This is a genomic window from Halorussus marinus (assembly GCF_004521895.1).
In the GTDB taxonomy this organism is placed as follows: domain Archaea; phylum Halobacteriota; class Halobacteria; order Halobacteriales; family Haladaptataceae; genus Halorussus; species Halorussus marinus.
In genome coordinates this window covers 70,667-91,765 of sequence record NZ_SBIR01000013.1, presented here as the reverse complement: position 1 = coordinate 91,765, position 21,099 = coordinate 70,667, and the positions used below count along the sequence as shown (strand labels likewise).

Annotated in this window: 22 protein-coding genes; 10 read left to right on the top strand and 12 right to left on the bottom strand. The window is 69.1% G+C overall.

Going from position 1 to position 21,099, the window contains the following annotated elements; translation table 11 throughout:
- Nucleotides 1–35 precede the first annotated feature (35 nt).
- Together EPL04_RS15910 and acs are read right to left on the bottom strand one after the other, a co-directional pair.
- The gene (locus tag EPL04_RS15910) at nt 36–1,163 is read right to left on the bottom strand and encodes a phosphotransacetylase family protein (RefSeq protein WP_134672176.1); all 1,128 of its coding nucleotides are present in this window, start codon (nt 1,161–1,163) and stop codon (nt 36–38) included.
- On the bottom strand, nt 1,160–3,301 hold the full coding sequence (gene acs / locus EPL04_RS15905; protein WP_134672222.1) for an acetate--CoA ligase alpha subunit: 2,142 nt from the start codon (nt 3,299–3,301) through the stop codon (nt 1,160–1,162). Before acs ends, EPL04_RS15910 begins: the two co-directional genes overlap by 4 nt.
- Nucleotides 3,302–3,661: 360 nt before the next feature.
- On the opposite strand from acs, the gene EPL04_RS15900 reads away from it, so the two are divergent.
- Nucleotides 3,662–5,173, top strand: coding sequence for a phosphoenolpyruvate carboxykinase (ATP) (locus tag EPL04_RS15900; RefSeq protein ID WP_134672175.1), 1,512 nt, complete (start codon nt 3,662–3,664; stop codon nt 5,171–5,173).
- Nucleotides 5,174–5,180: 7 nt separating this feature from the next.
- Here the strand turns inward: EPL04_RS15900 and EPL04_RS15895 are convergent, their stop codons facing one another.
- On the bottom strand, nt 5,181–5,402 hold the full coding sequence (locus EPL04_RS15895) for a YgaP family membrane protein (protein ID WP_134672174.1): 222 nt from the start codon (nt 5,400–5,402) through the stop codon (nt 5,181–5,183).
- A gap of 89 nt (nt 5,403–5,491) precedes the next feature.
- Here EPL04_RS15895 and EPL04_RS18870 point away from each other — a divergent pair, with 89 nt between their 5' ends.
- The gene (locus EPL04_RS18870; protein ID WP_167599498.1) at nt 5,492–5,668 is read left to right on the top strand and encodes a hypothetical protein; all 177 of its coding nucleotides are present in this window, start codon (nt 5,492–5,494) and stop codon (nt 5,666–5,668) included.
- Between the two features lie 34 nt (nt 5,669–5,702).
- Here the strand turns inward: EPL04_RS18870 and EPL04_RS15890 are convergent, their stop codons facing one another.
- From EPL04_RS15890 to EPL04_RS15875, 4 genes are all read right to left on the bottom strand, one after another.
- Nucleotides 5,703–6,110, bottom strand: coding sequence for a GIY-YIG nuclease family protein (locus EPL04_RS15890; RefSeq protein WP_134672173.1), 408 nt, complete (start codon nt 6,108–6,110; stop codon nt 5,703–5,705).
- A 2-nt stretch (nt 6,111–6,112) separates the two neighbouring features.
- Nucleotides 6,113–6,538: a DUF4149 domain-containing protein gene (locus EPL04_RS15885; protein WP_134672172.1), complete on the bottom strand. Its 426-nt coding sequence runs from the start codon at nt 6,536–6,538 to the stop codon at nt 6,113–6,115.
- A 49-nt stretch (nt 6,539–6,587) separates the two neighbouring features.
- Nucleotides 6,588–7,064, bottom strand: a complete 477-nt coding sequence (locus EPL04_RS15880) for a YbaK/EbsC family protein (RefSeq protein ID WP_134672171.1) — start codon at nt 7,062–7,064, stop codon at nt 6,588–6,590.
- 82 nt (nt 7,065–7,146) lie between these two features.
- Nucleotides 7,147–7,962 carry an NAD-dependent epimerase/dehydratase family protein gene (locus tag EPL04_RS15875; RefSeq protein ID WP_134672170.1) on the bottom strand — a complete coding sequence of 272 codons (816 nt, stop codon included), beginning with the start codon at nt 7,960–7,962 and terminating at the stop codon, nt 7,147–7,149.
- A gap of 97 nt (nt 7,963–8,059) precedes the next feature.
- Here EPL04_RS15875 and EPL04_RS15870 point away from each other — a divergent pair, with 97 nt between their 5' ends.
- Nucleotides 8,060–9,835 carry an acyl-CoA carboxylase subunit beta gene (locus tag EPL04_RS15870; protein WP_134672169.1) on the top strand — a complete coding sequence of 592 codons (1,776 nt, stop codon included), beginning with the start codon at nt 8,060–8,062 and terminating at the stop codon, nt 9,833–9,835.
- A 6-nt stretch (nt 9,836–9,841) separates the two neighbouring features.
- Here the strand turns inward: EPL04_RS15870 and EPL04_RS15865 are convergent, their stop codons facing one another.
- On the bottom strand, nt 9,842–10,273 hold the full coding sequence (locus tag EPL04_RS15865; protein ID WP_134672168.1) for a DoxX family membrane protein: 432 nt from the start codon (nt 10,271–10,273) through the stop codon (nt 9,842–9,844).
- Nucleotides 10,274–10,547: 274 nt separating this feature from the next.
- Between EPL04_RS15865 and EPL04_RS15860 the strand changes: the two genes are divergently transcribed.
- Both EPL04_RS15860 and EPL04_RS15855 read left to right on the top strand, forming a co-directional pair.
- Nucleotides 10,548–10,919 carry a DUF5658 family protein gene (locus EPL04_RS15860; RefSeq protein ID WP_134672167.1) on the top strand — a complete coding sequence of 124 codons (372 nt, stop codon included), beginning with the start codon at nt 10,548–10,550 and terminating at the stop codon, nt 10,917–10,919.
- A 60-nt stretch (nt 10,920–10,979) separates the two neighbouring features.
- Nucleotides 10,980–12,041, top strand: a complete 1,062-nt coding sequence (locus EPL04_RS15855; RefSeq protein WP_134672166.1) for a S1 family peptidase — start codon at nt 10,980–10,982, stop codon at nt 12,039–12,041.
- Between the two features lie 6 nt (nt 12,042–12,047).
- Here EPL04_RS15855 and EPL04_RS15850 read toward each other — a convergent pair whose 3' ends face one another.
- Entirely contained in the window at nt 12,048–12,515 is a 468-nt protein-coding gene (locus EPL04_RS15850) for a MaoC family dehydratase (protein WP_134672165.1), read from the bottom strand.
- A 159-nt stretch (nt 12,516–12,674) separates the two neighbouring features.
- On the opposite strand from EPL04_RS15850, the gene EPL04_RS15845 reads away from it, so the two are divergent.
- The gene (locus EPL04_RS15845) at nt 12,675–13,889 is read left to right on the top strand and encodes an outer membrane protein assembly factor BamB family protein (RefSeq protein ID WP_134672164.1); all 1,215 of its coding nucleotides are present in this window, start codon (nt 12,675–12,677) and stop codon (nt 13,887–13,889) included.
- Nucleotides 13,890–13,915: 26 nt separating this feature from the next.
- The gene (locus EPL04_RS15840; protein WP_134672163.1) at nt 13,916–14,773 is read left to right on the top strand and encodes an HpcH/HpaI aldolase/citrate lyase family protein; all 858 of its coding nucleotides are present in this window, start codon (nt 13,916–13,918) and stop codon (nt 14,771–14,773) included.
- Nucleotides 14,774–14,793: 20 nt separating this feature from the next.
- Here the strand turns inward: EPL04_RS15840 and gdhB are convergent, their stop codons facing one another.
- On the bottom strand, nt 14,794–16,095 hold the full coding sequence (gene gdhB, locus EPL04_RS15835) for a glutamate dehydrogenase GdhB (protein ID WP_134672162.1): 1,302 nt from the start codon (nt 16,093–16,095) through the stop codon (nt 14,794–14,796).
- 307 nt (nt 16,096–16,402) lie between these two features.
- Between gdhB and EPL04_RS15830 the strand changes: the two genes are divergently transcribed.
- A complete protein-coding gene (locus EPL04_RS15830; protein WP_134672161.1) occupies nt 16,403–17,659 on the top strand; it encodes a Glu/Leu/Phe/Val family dehydrogenase in 1,257 nt (418 codons plus the stop codon).
- Between the two features lie 87 nt (nt 17,660–17,746).
- Nucleotides 17,747–18,334, top strand: coding sequence for an archaellin/type IV pilin N-terminal domain-containing protein (locus EPL04_RS15825; RefSeq protein ID WP_134672160.1), 588 nt, complete (start codon nt 17,747–17,749; stop codon nt 18,332–18,334).
- Nucleotides 18,335–18,430: 96 nt separating this feature from the next.
- Here the strand turns inward: EPL04_RS15825 and EPL04_RS15820 are convergent, their stop codons facing one another.
- The gene (locus EPL04_RS15820; protein WP_134672159.1) at nt 18,431–19,573 is read right to left on the bottom strand and encodes an acyl-CoA dehydrogenase family protein; all 1,143 of its coding nucleotides are present in this window, start codon (nt 19,571–19,573) and stop codon (nt 18,431–18,433) included.
- 138 nt (nt 19,574–19,711) lie between these two features.
- Here EPL04_RS15820 and EPL04_RS15815 point away from each other — a divergent pair, with 138 nt between their 5' ends.
- Nucleotides 19,712–20,653, top strand: coding sequence for a mechanosensitive ion channel family protein (locus EPL04_RS15815; protein ID WP_134672158.1), 942 nt, complete (start codon nt 19,712–19,714; stop codon nt 20,651–20,653).
- A 19-nt stretch (nt 20,654–20,672) separates the two neighbouring features.
- On the opposite strand, the gene EPL04_RS15810 is transcribed toward EPL04_RS15815, so the two are convergent.
- Nucleotides 20,673–21,074: a universal stress protein gene (locus EPL04_RS15810; RefSeq protein WP_134672157.1), complete on the bottom strand. Its 402-nt coding sequence runs from the start codon at nt 21,072–21,074 to the stop codon at nt 20,673–20,675.
- Between the last annotated feature and the right edge of the window lie 25 nt (nt 21,075–21,099).

Genomic DNA, 21,099 nt, shown 5'->3' with positions numbered 1-21,099 from the left:
CGAGTCGTTAAAAGACGCTCACGGACGGGGGCGACCTACTCGTCGGTCGCGTCGGTCTCCTCGTCCGAGCCGGGGTCGCCTGCGCGCTCGGCCCCGTCGGCCTCGGCGTCGCCGAGTATCCCGGCCACGTCGGCGTGGTCGTACAGCAGATCGCGCATGATCTCGACCGTCTCGGCGTCCCGAGTGCGCCCGCTCCGGACCACGTCCTCGGCGCGTTCGACGGTCGTCAGGGTGTCCGACTGGACCAGCAGGATGGGGACGCCCTTCTCCTCGGCCTTCCCGACCACGGCGCCCGGCGGCCGGAACCCGCCGGTCAGGATCAGACACTTCACGCCCGGCGCTTCGAGCGCGACCCGCTGGAGGTCGGGGCGGTCGCCGCCGGTGATGAGCGCGGCGTCTTTCGTCCGCCGGAGATGTCGGAGCGCCGAGTCGCCCGACATCGCGCCGACGAGGAACCGCTCGACGAAGGCGTCGGCCGGCGCGTCGGTCAGCCGCTCGGCCGACAGCTCCTCGGCGAGGGCCGCGACGGTGACCCCCGCCAGCTCCTGTTCGCGCGGGACCACCCCGAGCACGGGCACGTCCCGGCCTTCGAGGAACGGCACGACCTCGGTGTCGAGGTCGTCGAAGCTCGCGTCCGGGACCGCGTTGAACAGGACGCCGAGCAGTCGGTCGCCGACGTCGTCGGCCGCCGCGAGCACGTCGTCGACGTCGCCGGCCTGTCCGTACTCCGAGAGCAACAGCACCTCGGCGTCGAGCAGGTCGGCGACCTCGGGGTCGGTCAGGCCGACGATGCCGCCCGTGGTGAGCTTTCCGCCGCCCTCGACGATCATGAGGTCTTTGTCCGCGGCGAGCGCCTCGAAGCTCTCCCGGACGCCCTCCCGGAGCTCGTCGGGGTCCTCGCGGCCGCGGATCGCCTGCTCGACGAACGTCGGCGAGTAGACGACCGGTTCGAGCTCGTGCATCTCGGCGTCCAGATCGAGCAGTTCTCGGGCCAGCATCGGGTCTTCGTCTAAGGTCTTGCCGACGTTGCTCTGGAGCCGGGTGCCCTTGGGTTTCATGTAGCCGACCGACTGGCCGCGCTCGGCCGCGAGCTTCGCGAGCGCGAGCGCGACCGCGGTCTTGCCTGTGCTGTCTTCTGTCGCGGTGACGAGTATGGTTTTCATAGCTCCTCCCTATCTACGGTGAGTCGCACGTCCACGGCGTCGACCCCGTCGGGGCCGGCGACGAGGGGGTTGACGTCCAGTTCGAGGATCGCGGGGAAGTCGGTCACGAGCTGCGAGAGCCGCTGGAGGCTCTCGACGATGGCTTCCCGGTCGGCGGGGTCGCGTCCGCGCGCGCCCCGGAGCAGGGGCGCCGACCGGATCCCGTCGACCATCTCGGTCGCCTCGCGCTCGCTGACGGGCGCGACCCGCGTCTCGGTGTCTTCGAGGATCTCGACGAAGATGCCGCCGAGCCCGAACAGCAACAGCGGGCCGAACTGCGGGTCGCGGTTCATCCCGATGATGGTCTCGGTGCCGGCGTCGAGGTCGACCATCTCCTGAACCTGAACGCCCAAGATCTCGGCGTCGGGCTGGTAGTTTCGCGCCCGGGTCACGAGGTCCTCGAAGGCGTCGTAGACGTCCTCGTTCGGGACGCCGACCCGGACGCCCCCGATGTCGGACTTGTGGAGGATGTCCGGGCTGACGATCTTCATCACGACCTCGCCGTCGATCCCCTGAGCCGCCTCGACGGCGTCCTCGGGGGTCTCGGCGATGGTGCCGTCGGGCGTCGGGATGCCGTAGGCGTCGAGCAGGTCCATGGCCTCGACGCCGAGGCGGTTGTCGCCGCGCTCGTCGGCGCGCTCCAAGATCTCGCGGGCGCGCTCGCGGTCCACGTCGAACCGCTCGGGGGCCTCGTACTCGCGGTCCCGGACGTTCCGGTACCGGACCATCGCGTCGAGGCTCCCGACCGCCCGGGCCGGGTCGAAGTAGTTAGGGATGCCGCCCTCCCGCAGGATCTCGCGGGCGGAGTCGGTGCGCTCGCCGCCCATCAGGACCGACGCGATCGGCTTGCCGTGCTCGGCCTGCAGGTCGGTGATCACCTCCGCGAGGTCGTCGAAGTCGATGACCGCGGTCGGGGCCGAGAGCACGACCGCCGACCCCACGTTGTCGTCGGCCAGCGCGAGGTCGAGCGCCTCGGCGAACCGGTCGACGTCGGCGTCGCCGATGGCGTCGATCGGGTTGTAGATGTTGGCCTCGTCGGGCATCGCGCCCGAGAGCGCATCGAGGGTCTCCTCGGAGAACGAGGCGAGCGAGAGCGCCGAGTCGCCCACCGCGTCGGTGGTCATCACGCCCGGACCGCCCGCGTTTGTCACGATCGCCACGTCGTCGGAGTCGGGCAACGGCTGGCCCGACAGGATCTGGGCGAAGTCGAACAGCTCCTGGACGTTCTCGACCCGGAGGACGCCGGCCTGTTCGAGCCCGGCCTCGTAGGCCTGCTCGCTCCCCGCGAGCGTCCCGGTGTGCGAGGAGACCGCCTGTGCGCCGGCCTCGGTCCGGCCGGACTTGACCATCACGATCGGCGTGTCCTCGGTCGCCTCGCGGGCGGCGTCGATGAACTCCGCGCCGTTCTCGACGCCCTCCAGATAGCCGAGGATGACGTCGGTGTCCGGGTCCTCGGCCCACGCCTCGACGAAGTCGGTCTCGTCGAGCACCGCCTTGTTGCCGAGCGAGACCACGTCCTTGAAGCCGATGCCCTGATCGTTGGCCCAGTCGAGGACCGCGGTGATGAACGCGCCCGATTGGCTCATGAACGAAATCGAGCCCGACAGCGCGTTCTCGGGGCCGAACGTGGCGTTCAGCCCGACCGGCGTGCTCATCACGCCGAGGCTGTTGGGCCCGACCAGATTCAGGTCGTACTCCTCGGCGACCGCGGTGAGTTCTCGCTCGCGGCTGGCGCCCTCGCTTCCGGTCTCGCCGAAGCCGGCGGTGATGACGACCACGTTTCGAACCCCGGCCTCGCCACACTGCTCGACCGCCTCGACCGCGATCGACGGCGGCACGACGACGACAGCGAGGTTCAGTTCGCCCGGTACCGACTCGATATCGGGGTAACAGTCCAGTCCCAACACGTCGTCGTAGTTCGGATTCACCGGGACCGTCTCGCCCGCGAAGTCGGCGACGAGGTTGTCGACGATGGCGCGGCCGATGGACCCCTCGCTCTCGGTCGCGCCGACGACGGCGACCCGATCGGGGTCGAACAGTCCCGACAGCCCGCCGGTCGCCCGGCCGGCGTCCGAGGCCTGCGTCTCTTCGCTATCCAGACCACCCGTGTTCTCGTCCACGTTCGACGGTTCGCCGGAGTCGCGCTTAAAAGTGGCGTCACGTTACAGCACCGCGGGAATCGACGCCGGCGGGGCGAGGCCCACCGGCGCGACCGAGCCCTCGTCGTCGCGTCGGTGATCGCGGACGTAATCGAGTCGTAACCGAACACAGGTCGACCCGGACTCGTGCTGGGCCGAGTCGTCGGGGCCGCGGGCCGACCGGCCGGCGAGCAGTCGGCGTCGCGGCCGCCGGTAACGCGAATTATTCACTCGAGACGAAATCAAGAATTCGGACGGTTCGACGGCGTGAAGCTGGTAAATGGTGCATAATTATACGTCCGCATCTGCTGGGTTCACTCGATGTCAGAATCCGGGAAGACAGCCAAACCACTGTCGACGGCGCTCCCCGACCCCGAGGACGCGGACAACGTCGAGTACGACCCGTCGCTCGACCGACTCAGAGCGCTCTCGTCGCACCTCGAAACCGAGACGGCCTTTGGCTCGCCGTCGTACGTCAGCGACGAGCGCTCGCGCAACGCCGACCGGACGAAAAACGCGGTCGACGACGACTTCGGCGCCGGCGACTACGCACACGTCGAGGCCGCCGTCGAGTACGCCCGCTCGAACGAGATGGTGTGTCTCGACCGCCGGATGGGCCGCCACCCAGACCACTCGTACGTCTGCCGGCTCTACGTCCCGGCCGAGTACGGCCGGATCGCGCTGGCGTGGGCGAAGCTGTTCGAACCCGTCGAGGGCAACCCCGAGCCGGACTTCCGGACGGTGCAGGTGCCCGACGCCGACGAGACCGCGATCCGAATCCTGCCCGAGGAGGGGCTGACCGCGGTCCGCGGGAGCGACTACACCGGCGAGGCCAAAAAGTCGTTCCTCCGGCTGTTCATGTTCTACGCGAAGAAGAAGGGCGGGCTCGGGCTCCACGCCGGGAGCAAGCGCGTCACCCTCGAACGCGACGGCGACCTCGAGGAGGTCGGCCAGCTGTTCCTCGGGTTGTCGGCCACCGGGAAGTCGACGCTGACCGCACACGGCCTCTGGCTCGATACCCCCGAGTCCGCGACCATGCTTCAGGACGACGTCTGTGCGCTGTTGCCCGACGGTACCGTCGCGGGCAGCGAGGGCAACGGGCTGTACGTCAAGACCATCGGCCTCGACGCCGACGAACAGCCCGCGATGTACGAGGCGGTGACCCACGAGTCGGCGGTGCTGGAGAACGTCGACGTGGCAGACGACGGGACCGTCGACTTCGACAGCGATCGACACACCGCGAACGGCCGGGCGGTCATCGAGCGCGACCACCTCGCGTCGGCGGGCGAGGACGTCGATCTCGACTCGGTCGATCAGATCTTCTTCATCACGCGCAACCCGACGATGCCGCCGGTCGCGAAGCTCTCGCCCGAACGGGCCGCCGCGGCGTTCATGCTCGGGGAGTCGATCCAGACCAGCGCGGGCGACCCCTCGAAGGCCGGCGAGTCGATCCGCGTGGTCGGCACCAACCCCTTCATCGTCGGGTCGAAGGGCGAGGAGGGCAACCGCTTTCGGGAGTTGGTGGCGGATCTCGACGTCGACTGCTTCGTGCTCAACACCGGCCACCTCGGCGCGAAGTCGAAAGACATCGGCGTCGCCGAGTCGGTGACGCTCCTCCGGGAGATCGCGCGGGGCACCGTCGAGTGGGAGTTCGACGACACCCTCGGGCTGACGATCCCCAGCGAGGTGCCCGGAATGGACGTCTCGGCGTTCTACGTCCCCGACCACGTCGAGGAGTTCGACCGCGAGCAAGAGCGGATGCGGACCGAGCGCCGGACCCACCTCGACACCTTCGCGGACCTCGCCGACGAGATCCGGGACGCGGTGTACTAGCCCGCGATCACTCCGCGTTTCGCGAGCAGGTGTCGATCCCGAGCAGTGCGTTCACGCCGCAGAACTGCGTGGCGGCGTTGAACAGCAGTCCGCCGCCCGCGAACGCCGCGACGACCGCGAGGGGACCGCGACCGGTGACCGACGCGACGACCGCGAGTCCGGCCAGCGCCGCGCCGGCGACGCCGCGGGCGAGGCGGTCTGTGCCGCCGACGTTTTTTCGTAGTGGCATAGACGCTACTGAGGACCGAACGCAGTTAACGGTACTCCCGGCGGAAGTGGCCCCGAAGTAATATGTGTGCAAAGAGTCAAGAATCGGCCATGTCCGAGAACGACGCCGAGTGGGTCGGCTTACTGACCACCGGGCTGGCCGTGTTCGTCGTCGCCCACCTGTTGCTCGCGGATACGATCTGGTACCTGCAGTACGGATCGTACGCGGTCGCGTTCGCACTGCTGTTGGCCGCCATGGTTCGATCCGACGCGGCCGAGACGGCGTGAGCGCAGTGACTCCGCGCTCGGACTTCGGCCGACGTTACGCCACGCGGTCGTGGGCCCGTCGGACCGCCCGCTCTAAGGCCTCCCGATCCGGGGAAAATCGGAAGTGCGAGTCACAGTCACAGTCCGACGCCCCGAGGCCCGCGATCGGCTCGGCGTCGAGCGCGCCGCTGACCGCACACTCGACGTCGGCGTCCGCGGTCCTGACGGCCTCGACGATCCGGCTCGCGGGGTGGCCCAGCAGGTAATCGACGTGCCAGTGGCGGGCGTCGCGCTCCCCGCGGGCGAGTTCGCGGTGGCGCTCGACCCGCGCGAACCCGCCCGGACCGAACGCGCTCCCGGTGTAGGCGTACCAGCCCGCCGGGAGGTCCCGGGCGCCCGCGGCGCCGAACTCGACGGTGGCCGACTCGCGGAGTTCCACCACGAGCGTGTAAGTGCCTTTCATACTCAGAGGTGCGAGAGGACGAGCGCCCCGCCGACCGCGAGCATCGTCAGGCCGTTCAGCGCGACCGACTGCTTGTGGTACTGGGCGAACGCGTCCTCGCCGGCCCGGTCCATCTTCGGCACGAGCACCCACCGGGCGTATGCGGCGTTTGCCGCGCCGATCCCGGCGAGCGCGAGCACGCCCAGCCGGTTCGAGTCGAAGCCCGCCGACAGCCCGGCGGCGACCGCCCCGAGGCCCGCGATGGCGCCGAGCGCGACGCCGAAGACGTAGTACTTGGGGAAGATGGCGTTGACCACCCGCCCGGCGTCGTCGCCGAGCACGTCGAAGACGGTGGGCGCGCCCACGAACGAGAAAAACAGCATGCTCCCGAGCCAGACGCCGAGCGCGGCGTCGACGACGACCGCGAGCGCGGTTTGTGCGAGGCTCATGCCCGGCGGTTGGGAGCCCGCCCAAATCAACCGTTTGGAACCGGCCGAGCTACTCGGCCACGTCCGCGACCGTGCCGCCCGAGAGGTCGACGAGCGTCTCGGGGTCGATCGGGAACACCGCCTCGGGCGTGCCGGCGGCGGCCCACACCGTCTCGAAGGTGGTCAGCGTCTCGTCGACGTACACCGGCACGTCGGCGTCGTGGCAGAACGGCGGCACCCCGCCGATCGACCACCCGAGGACCGACTTGATCTCGGCGGCGTCGGCCATCCCGACCGCCTCGGGGGCGACGCCCCTGTGCTCGGCGACCTTCGCCTCGCTGACCCGGTTGGCGCCGCTGGTGACGACGACGACGAGCGAGTCGTCGGCCCGCATCGCGATACTGCTGGCGATCTGGGCCACGTCGCAACCGATCGCCTCGGCGGCGTCGGCGGCGGTCTTGGTCCCCTCGGGGAACTCTTCCACGTCGGGGTCGAAGCCGTACTCCCTGCTCGCGCGCTCGGTGAACTCGCTCGCTCGCTGGTGCATGGCACAGAGTAGCGAGCCCCGGGTTCAAATAGGTCGGGCGAAACGGCAAACCGCGCGGCTCGGTCGACCGACTCCACCCGGCTCACTCCGGGGGCGCGTCCCAGTCGTCGCCCCGATCGACCGGGTCGTACCCGAGGACCTCGCGAGCGTGATCGAGGTCGACCCACCGGCGGTCCGGGTCGTTGTCGCTGACGCCGTAGAAGACGTCGAACTCCACGCGCTCGTCGGCGAGACAGCACTCGACCATGTGGGCGAAGTCCCGGCGGGACTGCCAGGTCCCCTTCAGCCGGGCGACCATCCGGTCGTACTCCGCGCTGTCGCGCTCCCACCGGCCGTCCTCGACGCCGCGCTCGGCGTCGCCGTAGGGGTGGTCGTACTCGGGGTCCCGGATGCTACAGATCCGGAGAGCGTACACCCGGAGGTCGCGGTTCTCGGCGTAGAACCGCGCGAAGTCCTCGCCGGCGGCCTTCGAGGCGCCGTACGGCGAGTCGGGCCGGACCGGGTCGGCGTGGTCGACGCTCAGTTCGAAGTCCCGCGAGTAGATCTCGGGTGCGTTGTCGACCTCGTACATCCCGACGGCGTGGATCGAGGAGGCGAACACGAAGCGGTCGACGCCGGCGTCGGCGGCGGCTTCGAGCGCGTTCTGGGTGCCGACGACGTTGTTCTCTAACACGTCGGGCCACGTCCCGTCGGTGCTGGGGTAGGCCGCGAGGTGGACCACGGCGTCCTGACCGTCGAAGGCCGGACGGATCGTGTCGTAGTCGCTCACGTCCGCGACGACCGTCTCGCGGTCGGGGTGGTCCTCGCGGTCGAGCAGCGTGAACTCGTGGTCGTCGCCGAGGGAGTCGGTGACGGCGGTGCCGACGGTGCCGTGCGCGCCGGTGAGCAAGACGTCCATACAATCTGCGGGAGCGACACGCCCTTAGTTCGGTCGGGGAAAACCTGCCCCAATCGAAAGGGAAAACTGTTTGAAATCGCTGGCCGCACTCCGAGGCATGCAAGTCCGTATCAGCGACGGGGCGACCGACGACGAGGCCGCCGCCATCGCGGCGGCGCTCGCCCGCCACGTCCGCGACGAGGTGGAAGTGTACGTCGGGGACGCAGACGCCCCCGCGGTCGTCCGCGACCGGCCGACCGCCGGATCGACCGAGCGCCCGACGGCCGGCGTCGAAGCCGACCACGCCGACGGCCTCGGCCCCACCGACCGCGAGGAGCGCCTGTGGGACGAGATCGAGGACATCGAACTGGGCGGCCCCGAGAAGTACAAAGCGCGCCTCGACGAGCAGGGCAAGCTGTTCGTCCGGGATCGGCTCGACCTCTGGTTCGGCGAGGACGGACTGCTGTTCGAGGACGGGAAGTTCGCGAACTTCGACGCGTGGCACCCCGACAGCCCCGAAGTCGAGGCCGACAACGACGACCGACTCCCGGGCGACGGCCTGCTGACCGGCGCCGCCGAGTTCGAGGGCCGACAGCTCCACTTCATGGCCAACGACTTCACGGTCAAGGCGGGGTCGATGGCCCAGAAGGGCGTCGAGAAGTTCCTCCGGATGCAACAGCGCGCGCTGAAGTCGGGCAAGCCCGTCCTCTATCTGATGGACTCCTCGGGCGGCCGCATCGACCAGCAGACCGGCTTTTTCGCCAACCGCGAGGGCATCGGGAAGTACTACTACAACCACTCGATGCTCTCGGGGCGGGTGCCCCAGATCTGCGTGCTCTACGGGCCCTGCATCGCGGGCGCGGCCTACACGCCGGTGTTCGCGGACTTCACGATCATGGTCCGGGACATGTCGGCGATGGCGATCGCCTCCCCCCGGATGGTCCAGATGGTCACCGGCGAGGACATCGAACTCGAGGAGCTGGGCGGCCCGGACGTCCACGCCCGCCAGTCGGGAAGCGCCGACCTCGTGGCCGACGACGAGGAGCACGCCCGCCAGCTCGTCGCCGACCTCGTCTCCTATCTCCCCGACAGCGCCGACGAGAAGCCGCCCCAAACCGAGGGGACGCCCCCGTCGAAGGCCCCCGAGGGAATCGACTCGATCGTGCCCCAAGAGCCCAACAAGGGCTACGACATGACCGACGTGATCGACCGGGTGATCGACGCGGGGTCGTACTTCGAACTCAAGCCCGAGTACGGCAAGGAGATCATCACCGCGTTCGCCCGGATCGACGGCCGGCCGGTCGGCATCGTCGCGAACCAGCCCGCCCAGCGGGCCGGCGCAATCTTCCCGGACGCCGCCGAGAAGGCCGCGGAGTTCATCTGGACCTGCGACGCCTACGATATTCCGCTCCTGTACCTCTGTGACACCCCCGGCTTCATGGCGGGCTCGCAGGTCGAGAAAGACGCCATCCTCGAGAAGGGCAAGAAGTTCATCTACGCCACCTCCTCGGCGACCGTCCCCAAGCAGACCGTCGTCGTCCGGAAGGCCTACGGCGCGGGCATCTACGCGATGGGCGGCCCCGCCTACGACCCCGAGAGCGTCCTCGGGCTCCCGTCGGGCGAGATCGCGATCATGGGGCCCGAAGCCGCCATCAACGCGGTCTACGCCCGGAAGCTCGCCGAGATCGACGACGAGGACGAGCGCGCCCGCAAAGAGCAAGAGCTCCGCGAGGAGTACCGCGAGGACATCGACGTCCACCGGATGGCGAGTGAGGTCGTCATCGACGAGATCGTCCCGCCGAGCACCCTGCGGACCGAACTCGTCAACCGGTTCGACTTCTACGAGGGCATCGAGAAGGACCTGCCCGACAAGAAGCACGGCACGATCCTGTAATCGGGGTCACTCGCCCCTCAGGGCGTCGGCCAACACCGCCAGCGCCAGCCCCAGCAGTCCCACGTCGCGGGCGATCACGTCGCCGAAGCGCCCGGTCGTCGCCCACACGACCGCGAGGTAGCCGATCGTGGCGGTCAGCGACGCGGCGGCCACCGACGCCGCGACGCCGGTGTACCGGTCGGCGACCAGTAGCAGGGCGAACCCGATTTCGAGCCACCCGTTGACGAGCATGAACGCGACGGGCGAGACGACCAACAGCGGTGCGAGCCAGTCGACGACGTACACCGCCCACGCCCCGGGGTTCAGTAGCTTGTGGACACCCGCCGCGAACAACATCCCGCCGAGCCCCCACCGCGCGAGCGTCGGGGACGGCGGGAGCGCCCGGGCCGCTCGGTCGGCCACCGATTCGAGCACCGACGAACCGTCGCTGGTCGACATGCGGCCGGCTACGGACCCGGCCGCCGAAAGTCCCGCGGTCGAGCGACGCCACCCCCCGGCGCGGGCTCGGGGCCCTCGAACGAGGCGCGTAACGCCGAGTTGTCCGCCGAAACCGACGCTACAGGGGGCGTCGCCCGGATCGGGGCGGCGAGCGCGACGGTCGGTTCGGCCGAGTTAATCCGGCGTGTCACCGACTAAGGAGCCTCATAACAATCCGGGAGCCCGTCCTCTTTGCGTCCGTGAGGCGGAGCGCTCGCGCCCGCACCTGATATCTATGGGCTCTGACGGACGCTACTGGCCGACGGCGACTCGGACGTACCACCGCGCGACCGACCCCTTCTCGAGGGCGAGCCGCGCCGAGCGAGCGCTCTGGGCGCTCGTGGCGGTCGGGCTCGTCGGCGATCTCGCCACGACCTACTACGGCCTCCAGCTCGGGCTGGTCGAGTCGAACCCGGTCGCCCGGGCCGCGATCGAGCGGTTCGGGTTCGCGGCGATGGGCGGGCTCAAACTGTTCGCGCTGGGCGTCGGGGTGGGCTGTCGCCGCCTGCTTCCCGACAGCCACGGCGCGCTGGTGCCGGCCGGGCTCGCGGTCCCGTGGCTGGCGGCCGCGGGTATCAACCTCTCGCTGTACGCGGCCGTGCTCTGAACCGCCGGAGGTCTCGTCGCTCGTCGAAACCGATTTAAGCTCCTTCTGTGACGTGGAACCGTGTCCACCCCTTCGCGCAGGCGGTATCTCGGCGCCGTCGCGACGGCCGGAGCGACGGCACTGTCGGGCTGTGGCGGCCTGCTCCGACGCGACGATGAGGGCGAGGAGGCCGAGCTCCGCGAACGCATCGACCGACTCGAAGCCGAAAACGACCAGCTCCGGGCCGAGCTCGACGACCGCGAGGACGAACTCGACCGGTCGGAGGCCGAGCGACGGCGGCTCGAAACCCGGCTCGACGAGGAGCGAAACGAGACCCGAACGCTCCGCGAGCGCCTCGAAGATCGGAACGCCGAGCTCGAGTCGCTCCGGACGAGGATCGACGCTCAGGAAGCCCGCATCACTCGGCTTCAGGCGACGATCTCGCTCCTCCGCGAGTCCGCGCCCGACACCCGGTTCGACGAGACCGTCCGGGAGTCGGCGCTCGGCGTGGGCGAGTCCGTCAGGGAGTCGGTGGTCTACCTCCAAGTGGCCGACGCGGGCCGACGGAGCCACGGCACCGGCTTTCTGATCGCGCCGGATCTGGTCGTGACGAACAGTCACGTCGTCGGCGATAGCGAGGACATCACCTGCTGGACGCTCGGCGGCGATACCCTCTCGGTGTCCGTTCTCGGCCGGGTCGAGAGCAACGACCCCGACGTCGCGGCCCTCCGCCTCGACGACGGCGGGGCCGACGCAGGCGAGCCCCTGTCGACCGGCGACTCCGGCTCGCTGTCGACCGACCAGCCGCTCGTGCAGGTCGGCCACCCGGGGTCGTTCGGCAACTGGGTCATCTCGCTGGGGCCGTTCGTCGAGCGGGCCCGGTTCCGGAGCGCCGACGGCGGGACCCACTCGGAGCTCAAGACGCTGGTGCCGACCATCCCCGGAAACAGCGGGTCGCCGGTGCTCACTCTCGACGGCGACGTGGTCGGGCTCACGTACGCGGGCCTGCCCAAGACGTACAAGGCGCCCGACGAAGCGCCGACGCCAGCGCCGGCGAAGGTGTACGAGGCGGTCGCACCCCAGACGTACACGCTCCACGAGACGATCGAACGCGTCCGGCGCCAGCTCGCCGAGTGGGAGTAGACCGCGCTACTGGTTTGTCTGCTTCAGCGACAGGACCGTCCGGTCGAACTCACAGACCAGCGTCTCCTCGTCGTCGTCTCGGTCCACCGTGAACGCCTCGACGTGCATCGTCACGACGCCCCGTTCGCCGTCGGAGGTCTCGCGCTTGTCGGTCACGGTCGACTGCGCCCGGATGGTATCGCCGTGGAAGACCGGGTTGGGGTGTTCGACCCCGTCGTACGAGAGGTTCGCGACGATCGTCCCGTCGGTGGTCTCGGGGATCGAGAGCCCGACCGCGAGACTCATGGTGTAGAGCCCGTTGACGAGCCGGTCGCCGAACTCCGTGTCGGCGGCGAAGTCGGCGTCGAGGTGGAGGGGCTGTTGGTTCATCGTCATATCGCAGAACCGCTGGTTGTCGCTCTCGCTCACCGTCCGGCGTTTCTCGTGTTCGATGGTCTCGCCGACCGCGAACTCCTCGTAGTACAGTCCCGTCATGACCGGGGGGTCGGCGCGCTCGGTCAAAAACCCCGCCGGTTCGACGCCGGTGGCGCGCTCGCTTCCCGAGTATGGAGCGCCTACGACGGCGGTAATCGGCCCATAACAAAGGGTACGTCGGCGGTAACTCGGGATGCAGTCCGGTAACCGAGACAATCCATGTCCGAAGACCGACGCCAGTTCGTGTGGGCGCGACCCGGAGGGGAACGTGAGCGCGCCGACTCTCCCGCCGGCCGTAACGCGGTGCCGAGGACACCGCAGGGCGACCAGCCCCCGGTCGGCGACAGCTCGGACGCACGCGGGGACCGACCCCCGCGTGTGCGTCCGGCGACGGGCGGCGCGACCGGGCGCGAAGCGGCGCGCCCGCCGAACGCGGCGTCGAGGGGCCCGACGGGCCGCCGATCGGACGATCCGCGAGTGCGGTTTCGATTCCGGGCCCGCGGCCCGGTCGGGGTCGCATCCGCCGCGGGGGACCGAAGCGTGTACCTCGGTTGCGCGGACGGCTACGCGCGTGCGCTTGCCCCGGACGGCTCGGTCCGTTGGACCGTCCGGCTCGGCGGACGCGTCTCCGCGCCGTCGGTCGCCGACGGACTCGTCTACGCGGCGGCCGCCGACGGGACGGTGGTCGCGCTCGATCCGGCGACCGGGGAGCGCCGGTGGACGTTCGCGACCGGCCGGGAACTGCGGGCCGGGCCGGTCGTCGCCGACGGGACGGTGTACGTCGCGGGCGACGGCGGTCGGGTAACGGCCCTCCACGCCGAAGACGGGACGCGGGCCGGGAGCTTCCGGAACGCGGCCCGAGCCATCTGTGCGCTCGCGGTCGACGGCGACCGCCTCTTTCTCGCGGGTCTCGACGGCGGCGCGTACGCTCACGACCGAACCGACGGCCGGGAACGCTGGCGGGTCGCGCCCGACGCGGCGGTCCACGGCGCCCCGACCGTCGAGGGCGAGACGGCCTACGTCGGCACCGTCGACGGCGGTCGAATCCGCGCCGTCTCCGCCGTCACGGGCCGAGAGCGGTGGCGATTCGACGCCGGCGCGGGCGTCTGGGCGTCACCCGCGGTCGTCGGCGACACCGTCGTCGCGGGGAGCGCCGACGGCGCCGTCTACGCGCTCGACGCTCCAGACGGCGCCGAGCGATGGCGCATCGACACCGGCGCCCGGATCTGGGCGTCGGCGGTCGTCGCGGACGGCACCGCGATCGTCGGCAACGAAGCGGGAGTCGTCTACGCGATCGACGTCGAGACCGGCGCCGTCGAGTGGCGCCATCGGCCCGGGGAGGCCGTGGTCGCGCCGGCCGCCGTCGCGGACGCGACGGTGTACGTCGCCGACCGCGGCGGGGCCGTCAGTGCGCTTTCGAAGGACGTACGTTGAAGGCCGGCCCGATCCGTTTTTTCGATATGGCTCGCAGAACGCTCCTGTTCACGCCGGGCGACCGCCCGGAGATGCTCCGCAAAGCGCCGAGCGCCGGCGCCGACGTGATCGTGTTCGACCTCGAAGACGCCGTCGCGCCGGGGCGGAAAGACGAGGCCCGCGAGGCGATACACGCGGTGCTGGCCGACCCCGAGTTCGCCCCCGACTGTGAGGTCTGCGTTCGGCTCAATCCGACCGGCATCGCGGCCGACGACGACCTCAGCGGCGTGCTCGGCGAGGGCGCGGGCGAGACGCTCGACTCGGTGATGTTGCCCAAGACCGAGTCGCCCGACGACGCCGAGACGCTCGTCCGACTCCTCGACGAGCGCGACGCCGACGTTCCGATTCTGGCGCTGGTCGAGACCGCCGCCGGCGTGCTGGCGGCCCGGGAGATCGCGGCGGTGTCTGCGGTAGACGCCCTCGCGTTCGGCGCCGAGGACCTGTCGGCCGACGTGGGCGCGACCCGAACGACCGAGGGAACGGAAGTGCTCTACGCCCGCGAGCACGTCGTCCTCGCGGCGAGCGCGGCCGGCGTCGACGCCATCGACACGATTCATACGGACATCGAGGACACCGATGGACTCGCCGAGGCGACCGAGTTCGCGATTCAGTTGGGGTACGACGGCAAGATGACGATCCACCCCGCGCAGGTGCCGGTCGTCAACGAGGCGTTCACGCCCGATCCCGATCGAATCGAGTGGGCCGAGCGCGTCCTGTCGGCCAAGCGCGAGGCCGACGCCGACGACAGGGGCGTCTTCCGGGTCGACGGCGAGATGGTCGACGCGCCGCTGGTCGCACAAGCCAAGCGAGTGCTCGCGTACGCCCGCGCCGCCGACGAGGCCTGAAACGCAGTCGATCGCCGGTCTCAGGGCCAGAGCCCGCGGACGCTCTTCGCCTCGGCGATCCGGTCGAGTGCGACGATGTAGGCGGCGTCGCGCCAGCTCACGTCGCGGGCTTCGACCTCGGCTCGAACGTCGTTCCACGCCGAGAGCATGTGGTCTTCGAGCTCCTCGTTGACGCGTTCGAGCGACCACTGGCGGCGGTTGATGTCCTGGAGCCACTCGAAGTACGACACCGTGACTCCGCCGGCGTTCGCGAGGATGTCAGGCACCACGTCGATGCCCCGCTCTTCGAGGATCGAGTCGGCGGCGAAGGTGGTCGGACCGTTGGCGCCCTCGACCACCACGTCGGCGTCGACGTCGCCGGCGTTGTCGGCGGTGATGACGTTCCCGATCGCGGCCGGGATCAGCACGTCCACGTCGAGTTCGAGGATCTTCTCGTTCGAGAGCTTCTCGGGGGCGTCGTGAGTCATGACCGCTTCGGGCTGTTCCTCGTGGGAGGGGACCGCGTGGGTGTCGAGGCCGTCGGGGTCGTAGATCGCCCCGTTGACGTCGCTGACCGCCACGACGTTCGCGCCCCAGTCGTCGAGCGCTCGGGCCGCGTTGGCTCCCACGCTCCCGAACCCCTGGACCGCCACCGTCGTCTCTTCGAGGTCCTGATCGTAGTAGTCGACGACCTCGCGGGCGATGATAGCGACGCTCCGGCCGGGAGCCTCCTCGCGGCCGTAGCTCCCGCCGATCACGGGCGGCTTGCCCGTGACCACGCCGGGGATCGTCTCGCCTTCCTGCATCGAGTAGGCGTCCATGAACCACGCCATCGTCTGGGCGTCGGTGCCCATGTCCGGCGCCGGGATGTCGCGTTTCGGGCCGATCGCGTCGCGGATCTCCTCGGCGAACCGGCGGGTGAGTCGCTCTTTTTCCTCGGTGCTCAGTTCCTTGGGGTTCACGACGATCCCGCCCTTGCCGCCGCCGAACGGCAGGTCCATCACCGCGCACTTCCAGGTCATCCACATCGACAGCCCCACGCACTCTTTCTCGCTCACATGGGGGTGGAAGCGAAGCCCGCCCTTGTACGGGCCCCGGACGTCGTCGTGCTGGGCGCGGTAGCCCGTGTACACGTCGACGCTCCCGTCGTCGCGCTTGAGCGGCACCGCGACCCGGTGGACCTTCGTCGGGTGTTTGAGTCGCTCGATCACGCCGGGATCGACGTCGAGGTGGGCCGCGGCGTGTTCGAGTTGGCGGCGCGCGGTCTCGAGCGCGGACTCGGGCGCTTCGGTCTCCTCGTCGGTCCCGTGCTGTTCCGTGGATTCGGTTTTGCCTGAAGACATGGTGTGTAGTCGCGTCGTCCGCCGACTCGCTGGGCTCGCCGCCCGGTCGGGGCGACGAGCGTGCCGGTCCGGCGCGAGTCGCGCTGGCGGCGCGTCGTGGGGCAAAGGTTTCCGTAGCCGTATAAAATATTAATGCTATAGTTACGACTTAGGGCCTTATACACACACGTATGACGGATGCAGAATCGTAATCGTATTAACCGAAACGCCCGCTCGCGACCGTCTATGGCGCCGAGGCGGCCACTGGTTTCGGAAACGGTATCAGTCCCCGTCGTGACGGAGTAGGTGACGCCAGACAGTACCACCCATGTCCGAGCAAGCAAACCCCTTCGAGAGCCTACAAGAACAGATCGACGACGCCGCCGCGTACGTCGACGCCGACGACGACGTGCTGGCGCGTCTGAAACACCCTGAACGCGTCCTCGAAACCAACCTCTCGGTCGAGATGGACGACGGTTCGGTCGAGGTGTTCAAGGCGTTCCGATCCCAGTTCAACGGCGACCGCGGCCCGTACAAGGGCGGCATCCGATACCACCCGGGCGTCTCGCGTGACGAAGTGAAGGCGCTCTCCGGGTGGATGGTCTACAAGTGCGCCATCGTCGACATCCCCTACGGCGGCGGCAAGGGCGGCATCGTCATCGACCCCAGCGAGTACAGCGAGGCCGAACTCGAACGGATCACCCGGTCGTTCGCGACGGAACTGCGGCCCCTGATCGGTGAGGACCGCGACATCCCCGCGCCCGACGTCAACACCGGCCAGCGCGAGATGAACTGGATCAAAGACACCTACGAGACGCTGGAAAACACCACCGAGCCCGGCGTCATCACCGGCAAGGCCCTCGACAGCGGCGGGAGCGAAGGCCGGGTCGAGGCCACCGGTCGGTCGACGATGCTGACCGCCCGCGAGGCGTTCGACTACCTCGACAAGGAGATCGAGGGCGCGAGCGTCGCGGTGCAGGGCTACGGGAACGCCGGCTGGATCGCCGCGAAGCTCATCGACGACCTCGGTGCGAACGTCGTCGCGGTCAGCGACTCCAGCGGCGCCGTCTACGACGAGGCGGGCTTCGATCCCCGCGACGTCAAAGACCACAAGAACGAGACCGGTAGCGTCACCGGCTACCCCGGTGCCGACGAGGAGTTCACGAACGAGGAACTGCTCACGCTCGACGTCGACCTGCTGGTCCCCGCCGCGCTGGAGAATGCCATCAACGGCGACCTCGCGGCCGACGTCGCGGCCGACGTGGTGGTCGAGGCCGCCAACGGGCCGCTCACGCCCGAGGCTGACGACGTGCTCGCCGACACCGAGACCTACGTCTTCCCCGACATCCTCGCGAACGCCGGCGGGGTCACGGTGTCGTACTTCGAGTGGGTCCAGAACCGCCAGCGGTTCTACTGGACCGAAGCGCGCGTCAACGAGGAACTCGAACGGGTCATCACCGACGCCTTCGACGAACTGGTCGCCACCTACGACGAGACCGACGCTCCGACGATGCGAACCGCCGCGTACGCCGTCGCCATCGATCGCGTGCTCGGCGCGTACGAAGAGGGCGGCAACTGGCCCTGAAGCGGCGGACCCCGCTTTCGTTCTCAGCCCTGATAACGGGATCCGGGTTTTATAGGCCATGACTGAGTGGTGAAAGCTAAGAGCATCATGTTCGACGACGTACGTTGGCCGAGCGATCGGGGTCAGGTGGGTATCGGCACGCTCATCGTGTTCATCGCGATGGTGCTGGTCGCCGCCATCGCGGCGGGCGTCCTGATCAACACTGCCGGCTTTCTCCAGACGAAGGCCGAACAGACTGGCGTGGAATCGAGCGGACAGGTGACCGATCGGGTCAAAGTCGTCAGCACGATTGGGAAGGTCGGCAACGACGACACCGTGACGCTGGTGAACCTGACGGTGATGAAAAGCTCCGGCGCGGGCGACATCAACCTCTCGACGGCCACCGTCGAGTGGCTGGGGCCGGATCAGGGCACGATACTGACGAACGGTTCGAAAGCCAACGAGACCCGGTTCAACTCCTCCGTGATCAAAGACAGACAGGACACGTACCCGGTGTTGGTCAACAAGGAGGACCGGTTCCGGATCACGATCAATCCGACGAAGCTCTCGGACGACGGGTCGGGACTCGCGGCGGGCGAGGAGTTCACCGTCAAAGTGGTCACGACCGCCGGCGCGGTGACGTACGAACACAGCGTCCCCCAGACGATGACCAATCGGGAAGCGGTCACGCTCTGACCCCGGCGAACTGACGGTTCTATTCTGTCTTGCCTTCGATCGGTGCCGTTTCCGTCAACGCCGAAACGTGACGGATGGCGGAGCGGGGCTCGGGGCTCACAGCCCGAGTTCGCGACCGATGACTAAGTGCTGGATCTCGCTGGTCCCCTCGCCGATCTCCATGAGCTTCGCGTCCCGGAGGAACCGCTGGGGTGCAAAGTCCTCGGTGTAGCCGTAGCCTCCGAGCACCTGGACGGCGTCTTCAGCCACCTCGCGGGCGGCCTCGCTGGCGTCGAGTTTCGCGAGGGCGCTCTCGTGGCTCACGCGCTCGCCCTGATCGTACGTCCAGGCGGCCTTGCGGGTCAGCAGGCGGGCCCGCTCTACCTTCCGGTCCATCGAGACCACCTTGTTTCGGATCGCGTCGAACTCCGAGATCGGGTGGCCGAACTGCTCGCGCTCGGTACTGTAGGCCTTGGCGGCCTCGAACGCCCCCTGAGCGAGCCCGGTCGAGAGCGCGGCGATCGAGATGCGACCGCCGTCGAGGGTCTTTTTGGTCTGGTCCCAGCCCTCGCCCACCTCGCCGAGAAGCCGGTCCTCGGAGAGGCGCACGTCGTCGAGCCGGATCTCGCAGGTCGGCGAGGCGTTTAACCCCATCTTGTCCCAGACGGTGGTGACCTCGAAGCCGTCGTCTTCCTCGGGGTCGACGATGAACGTCGAGATGCCGTCGTAGCCGGCCTCCGAATCGGTGACCGCCTTCACGAGCACCGAGCCGGCGACGTTGGCGTTGGTGATGAACTGCTTGGTGCCGTTGAGCACCCACTCGTCGCCGTCCCGCTCGGCGGTGGTGTCCATGTCGCTGGCGTCCGACCCCGAGCCGGGTTCGGTCAGCGCCCACGCGCCCAGATGCTCGCCCTCCGCGAGCGGCCGGAGCCACCGCTCTTTCTGGGCGTCGGTGCCGAACAGCTCGATCGGCTTGGTCGCAAGCGAGACGTGGGCGGCGTACGAGAGCCCGACGGAGCCCGAGACCCGGCCGAGCTCCTCGGCGACCAGCGAGTACATGAGCTGGTCGCCCCCGAGCCCGCCGTACTCCTCGGAGACCGGCACGCCCATCACGTCGAGGTCCGCGAGCTGATCGAAGATCTCGGCGGGAAAGCGGTGTTCGTCTTCGATCTCCTGAGCGATGGGTTCGATCTCCGCCTCGCAGAACTCCCGGACGGTGTCCCGGATCATCCGATGCTCGTCGGGAAGGCTGAAGTCCATGGGCAAAAATTGCGCGAGCGACGTATTAAAAACAGCGAAGGGTCGGGCGCCGGCGGGCCGCGACTCTGATCTCTCGGAGCGTGGGGCTCGAACGCCCGGAGTCCGAAACGTTTTGCGAGTCGCCGGAGACGACACGCCATGGCGAGCGCGCTGGAGACGGTTCGAGCCGCGATCGAGTGGCTGGCGGCCTCGGCGGTCGCCGACCTGCTGGCGGCGACGCTGATCGTGATCCTCGGGTGGTACCTCGGCCGGCTCGCGGTCCGGGTCGTCGGCCGGTCGGTCGCCCGGCGGTTCCAGCGACCGAGCCTGACCAAGACGGTGTTAGGCGCGATTCGGGGGGTCGTGATGATCGGGGCGGTGATCGCGGCCGCGCGCGTCCTGAACTTCCGGGGGACCGAGATCTTGCTGTCGGTGACCGTGTTCTCGGCGGTGCTTGGCCTCGTGCTCGCGCCGATCGTCGGGAGCGTCATCAACGGCCTGTTCATCCTCGCCGACCAGCCCTACGAGATCGGCGACATGATCGAGCTGGTCGACCGGGGCAAACAGGGGTACGTCGAGGACATCACGATCCGGTACACCAAGATCTTCACGCTGGAGAACACGTTCCTCGTGATTCCGAACGCGAACATGCGCGAGCGCGACGTCATCAACTACTCCGCGGAGGACACCCGGTCGCGGCTCTCGCTCACCCTGCTGGTGACCTACGAGAGCGACATCGAGGCGGCCCGCGCCATCATGGAGCGGGCGGCCCGCGAGACGGCCGAGGTCGTCGAGGGCGGACCGGACATCCGCGTGGGGAGCGCGCGCTACCCGTCGGCGCCGGTCACCTACATCAAAGAGTTCGCCGACCACGGGGTGTTGCTCGACCTGCGCTACTGGGTCAAAGAGCCCTACTACATGGGTCGGGTCGAGTCGAAGCTCAACGAACGCATCTGGGACGAACTCGAGGGCGCGGACGTCGAGATCGCCTACCCCCACAGCCACCTCGTGTTCGACGAGACCAGCGGCACCGCTCGGGTCGAGATCGACCGCGACGGGCCACACCGATCGGCTCGGGGGGAGTCCGACGCCTCGGACTGAGGCCGCCGGGAACCCGGCGTCAGGACTCGACGGTGAGGACCTCGGCGTCGAGTTGCTCGCGCAGAAACCGCTCGATGTCGGGGTTGGCGGTCAGCGCCCGGAACATCCGTCGCCACCGCCCGACCTGCTTGTGGCCGATAACGACCACGTCCGCCCGCTCGGCCGCGACCTCTTCGAGGATCGTCTCCTCGACGAGGAACCCCTCTCGGACCACGTAGCGCGTCCGCGAGAGGCCCTCGAACGCCGATTCGACCGCGCGCTTTAACTGGGCGCGGGTCACGTCCCGACCCCGGTGGTAGAGGTTAACATGGAGGACGGTGAGCGTGGCGTCGCGCTGGTCGGCCACGCGGATCGCCTCCGCGAGGGTCCGTCTGGAGTGGCGAGTCAGCGGGTACCGGACGGGGACGACGACGCGAGTCATGTCGGCTCTCACGCCGCCAAAGCCC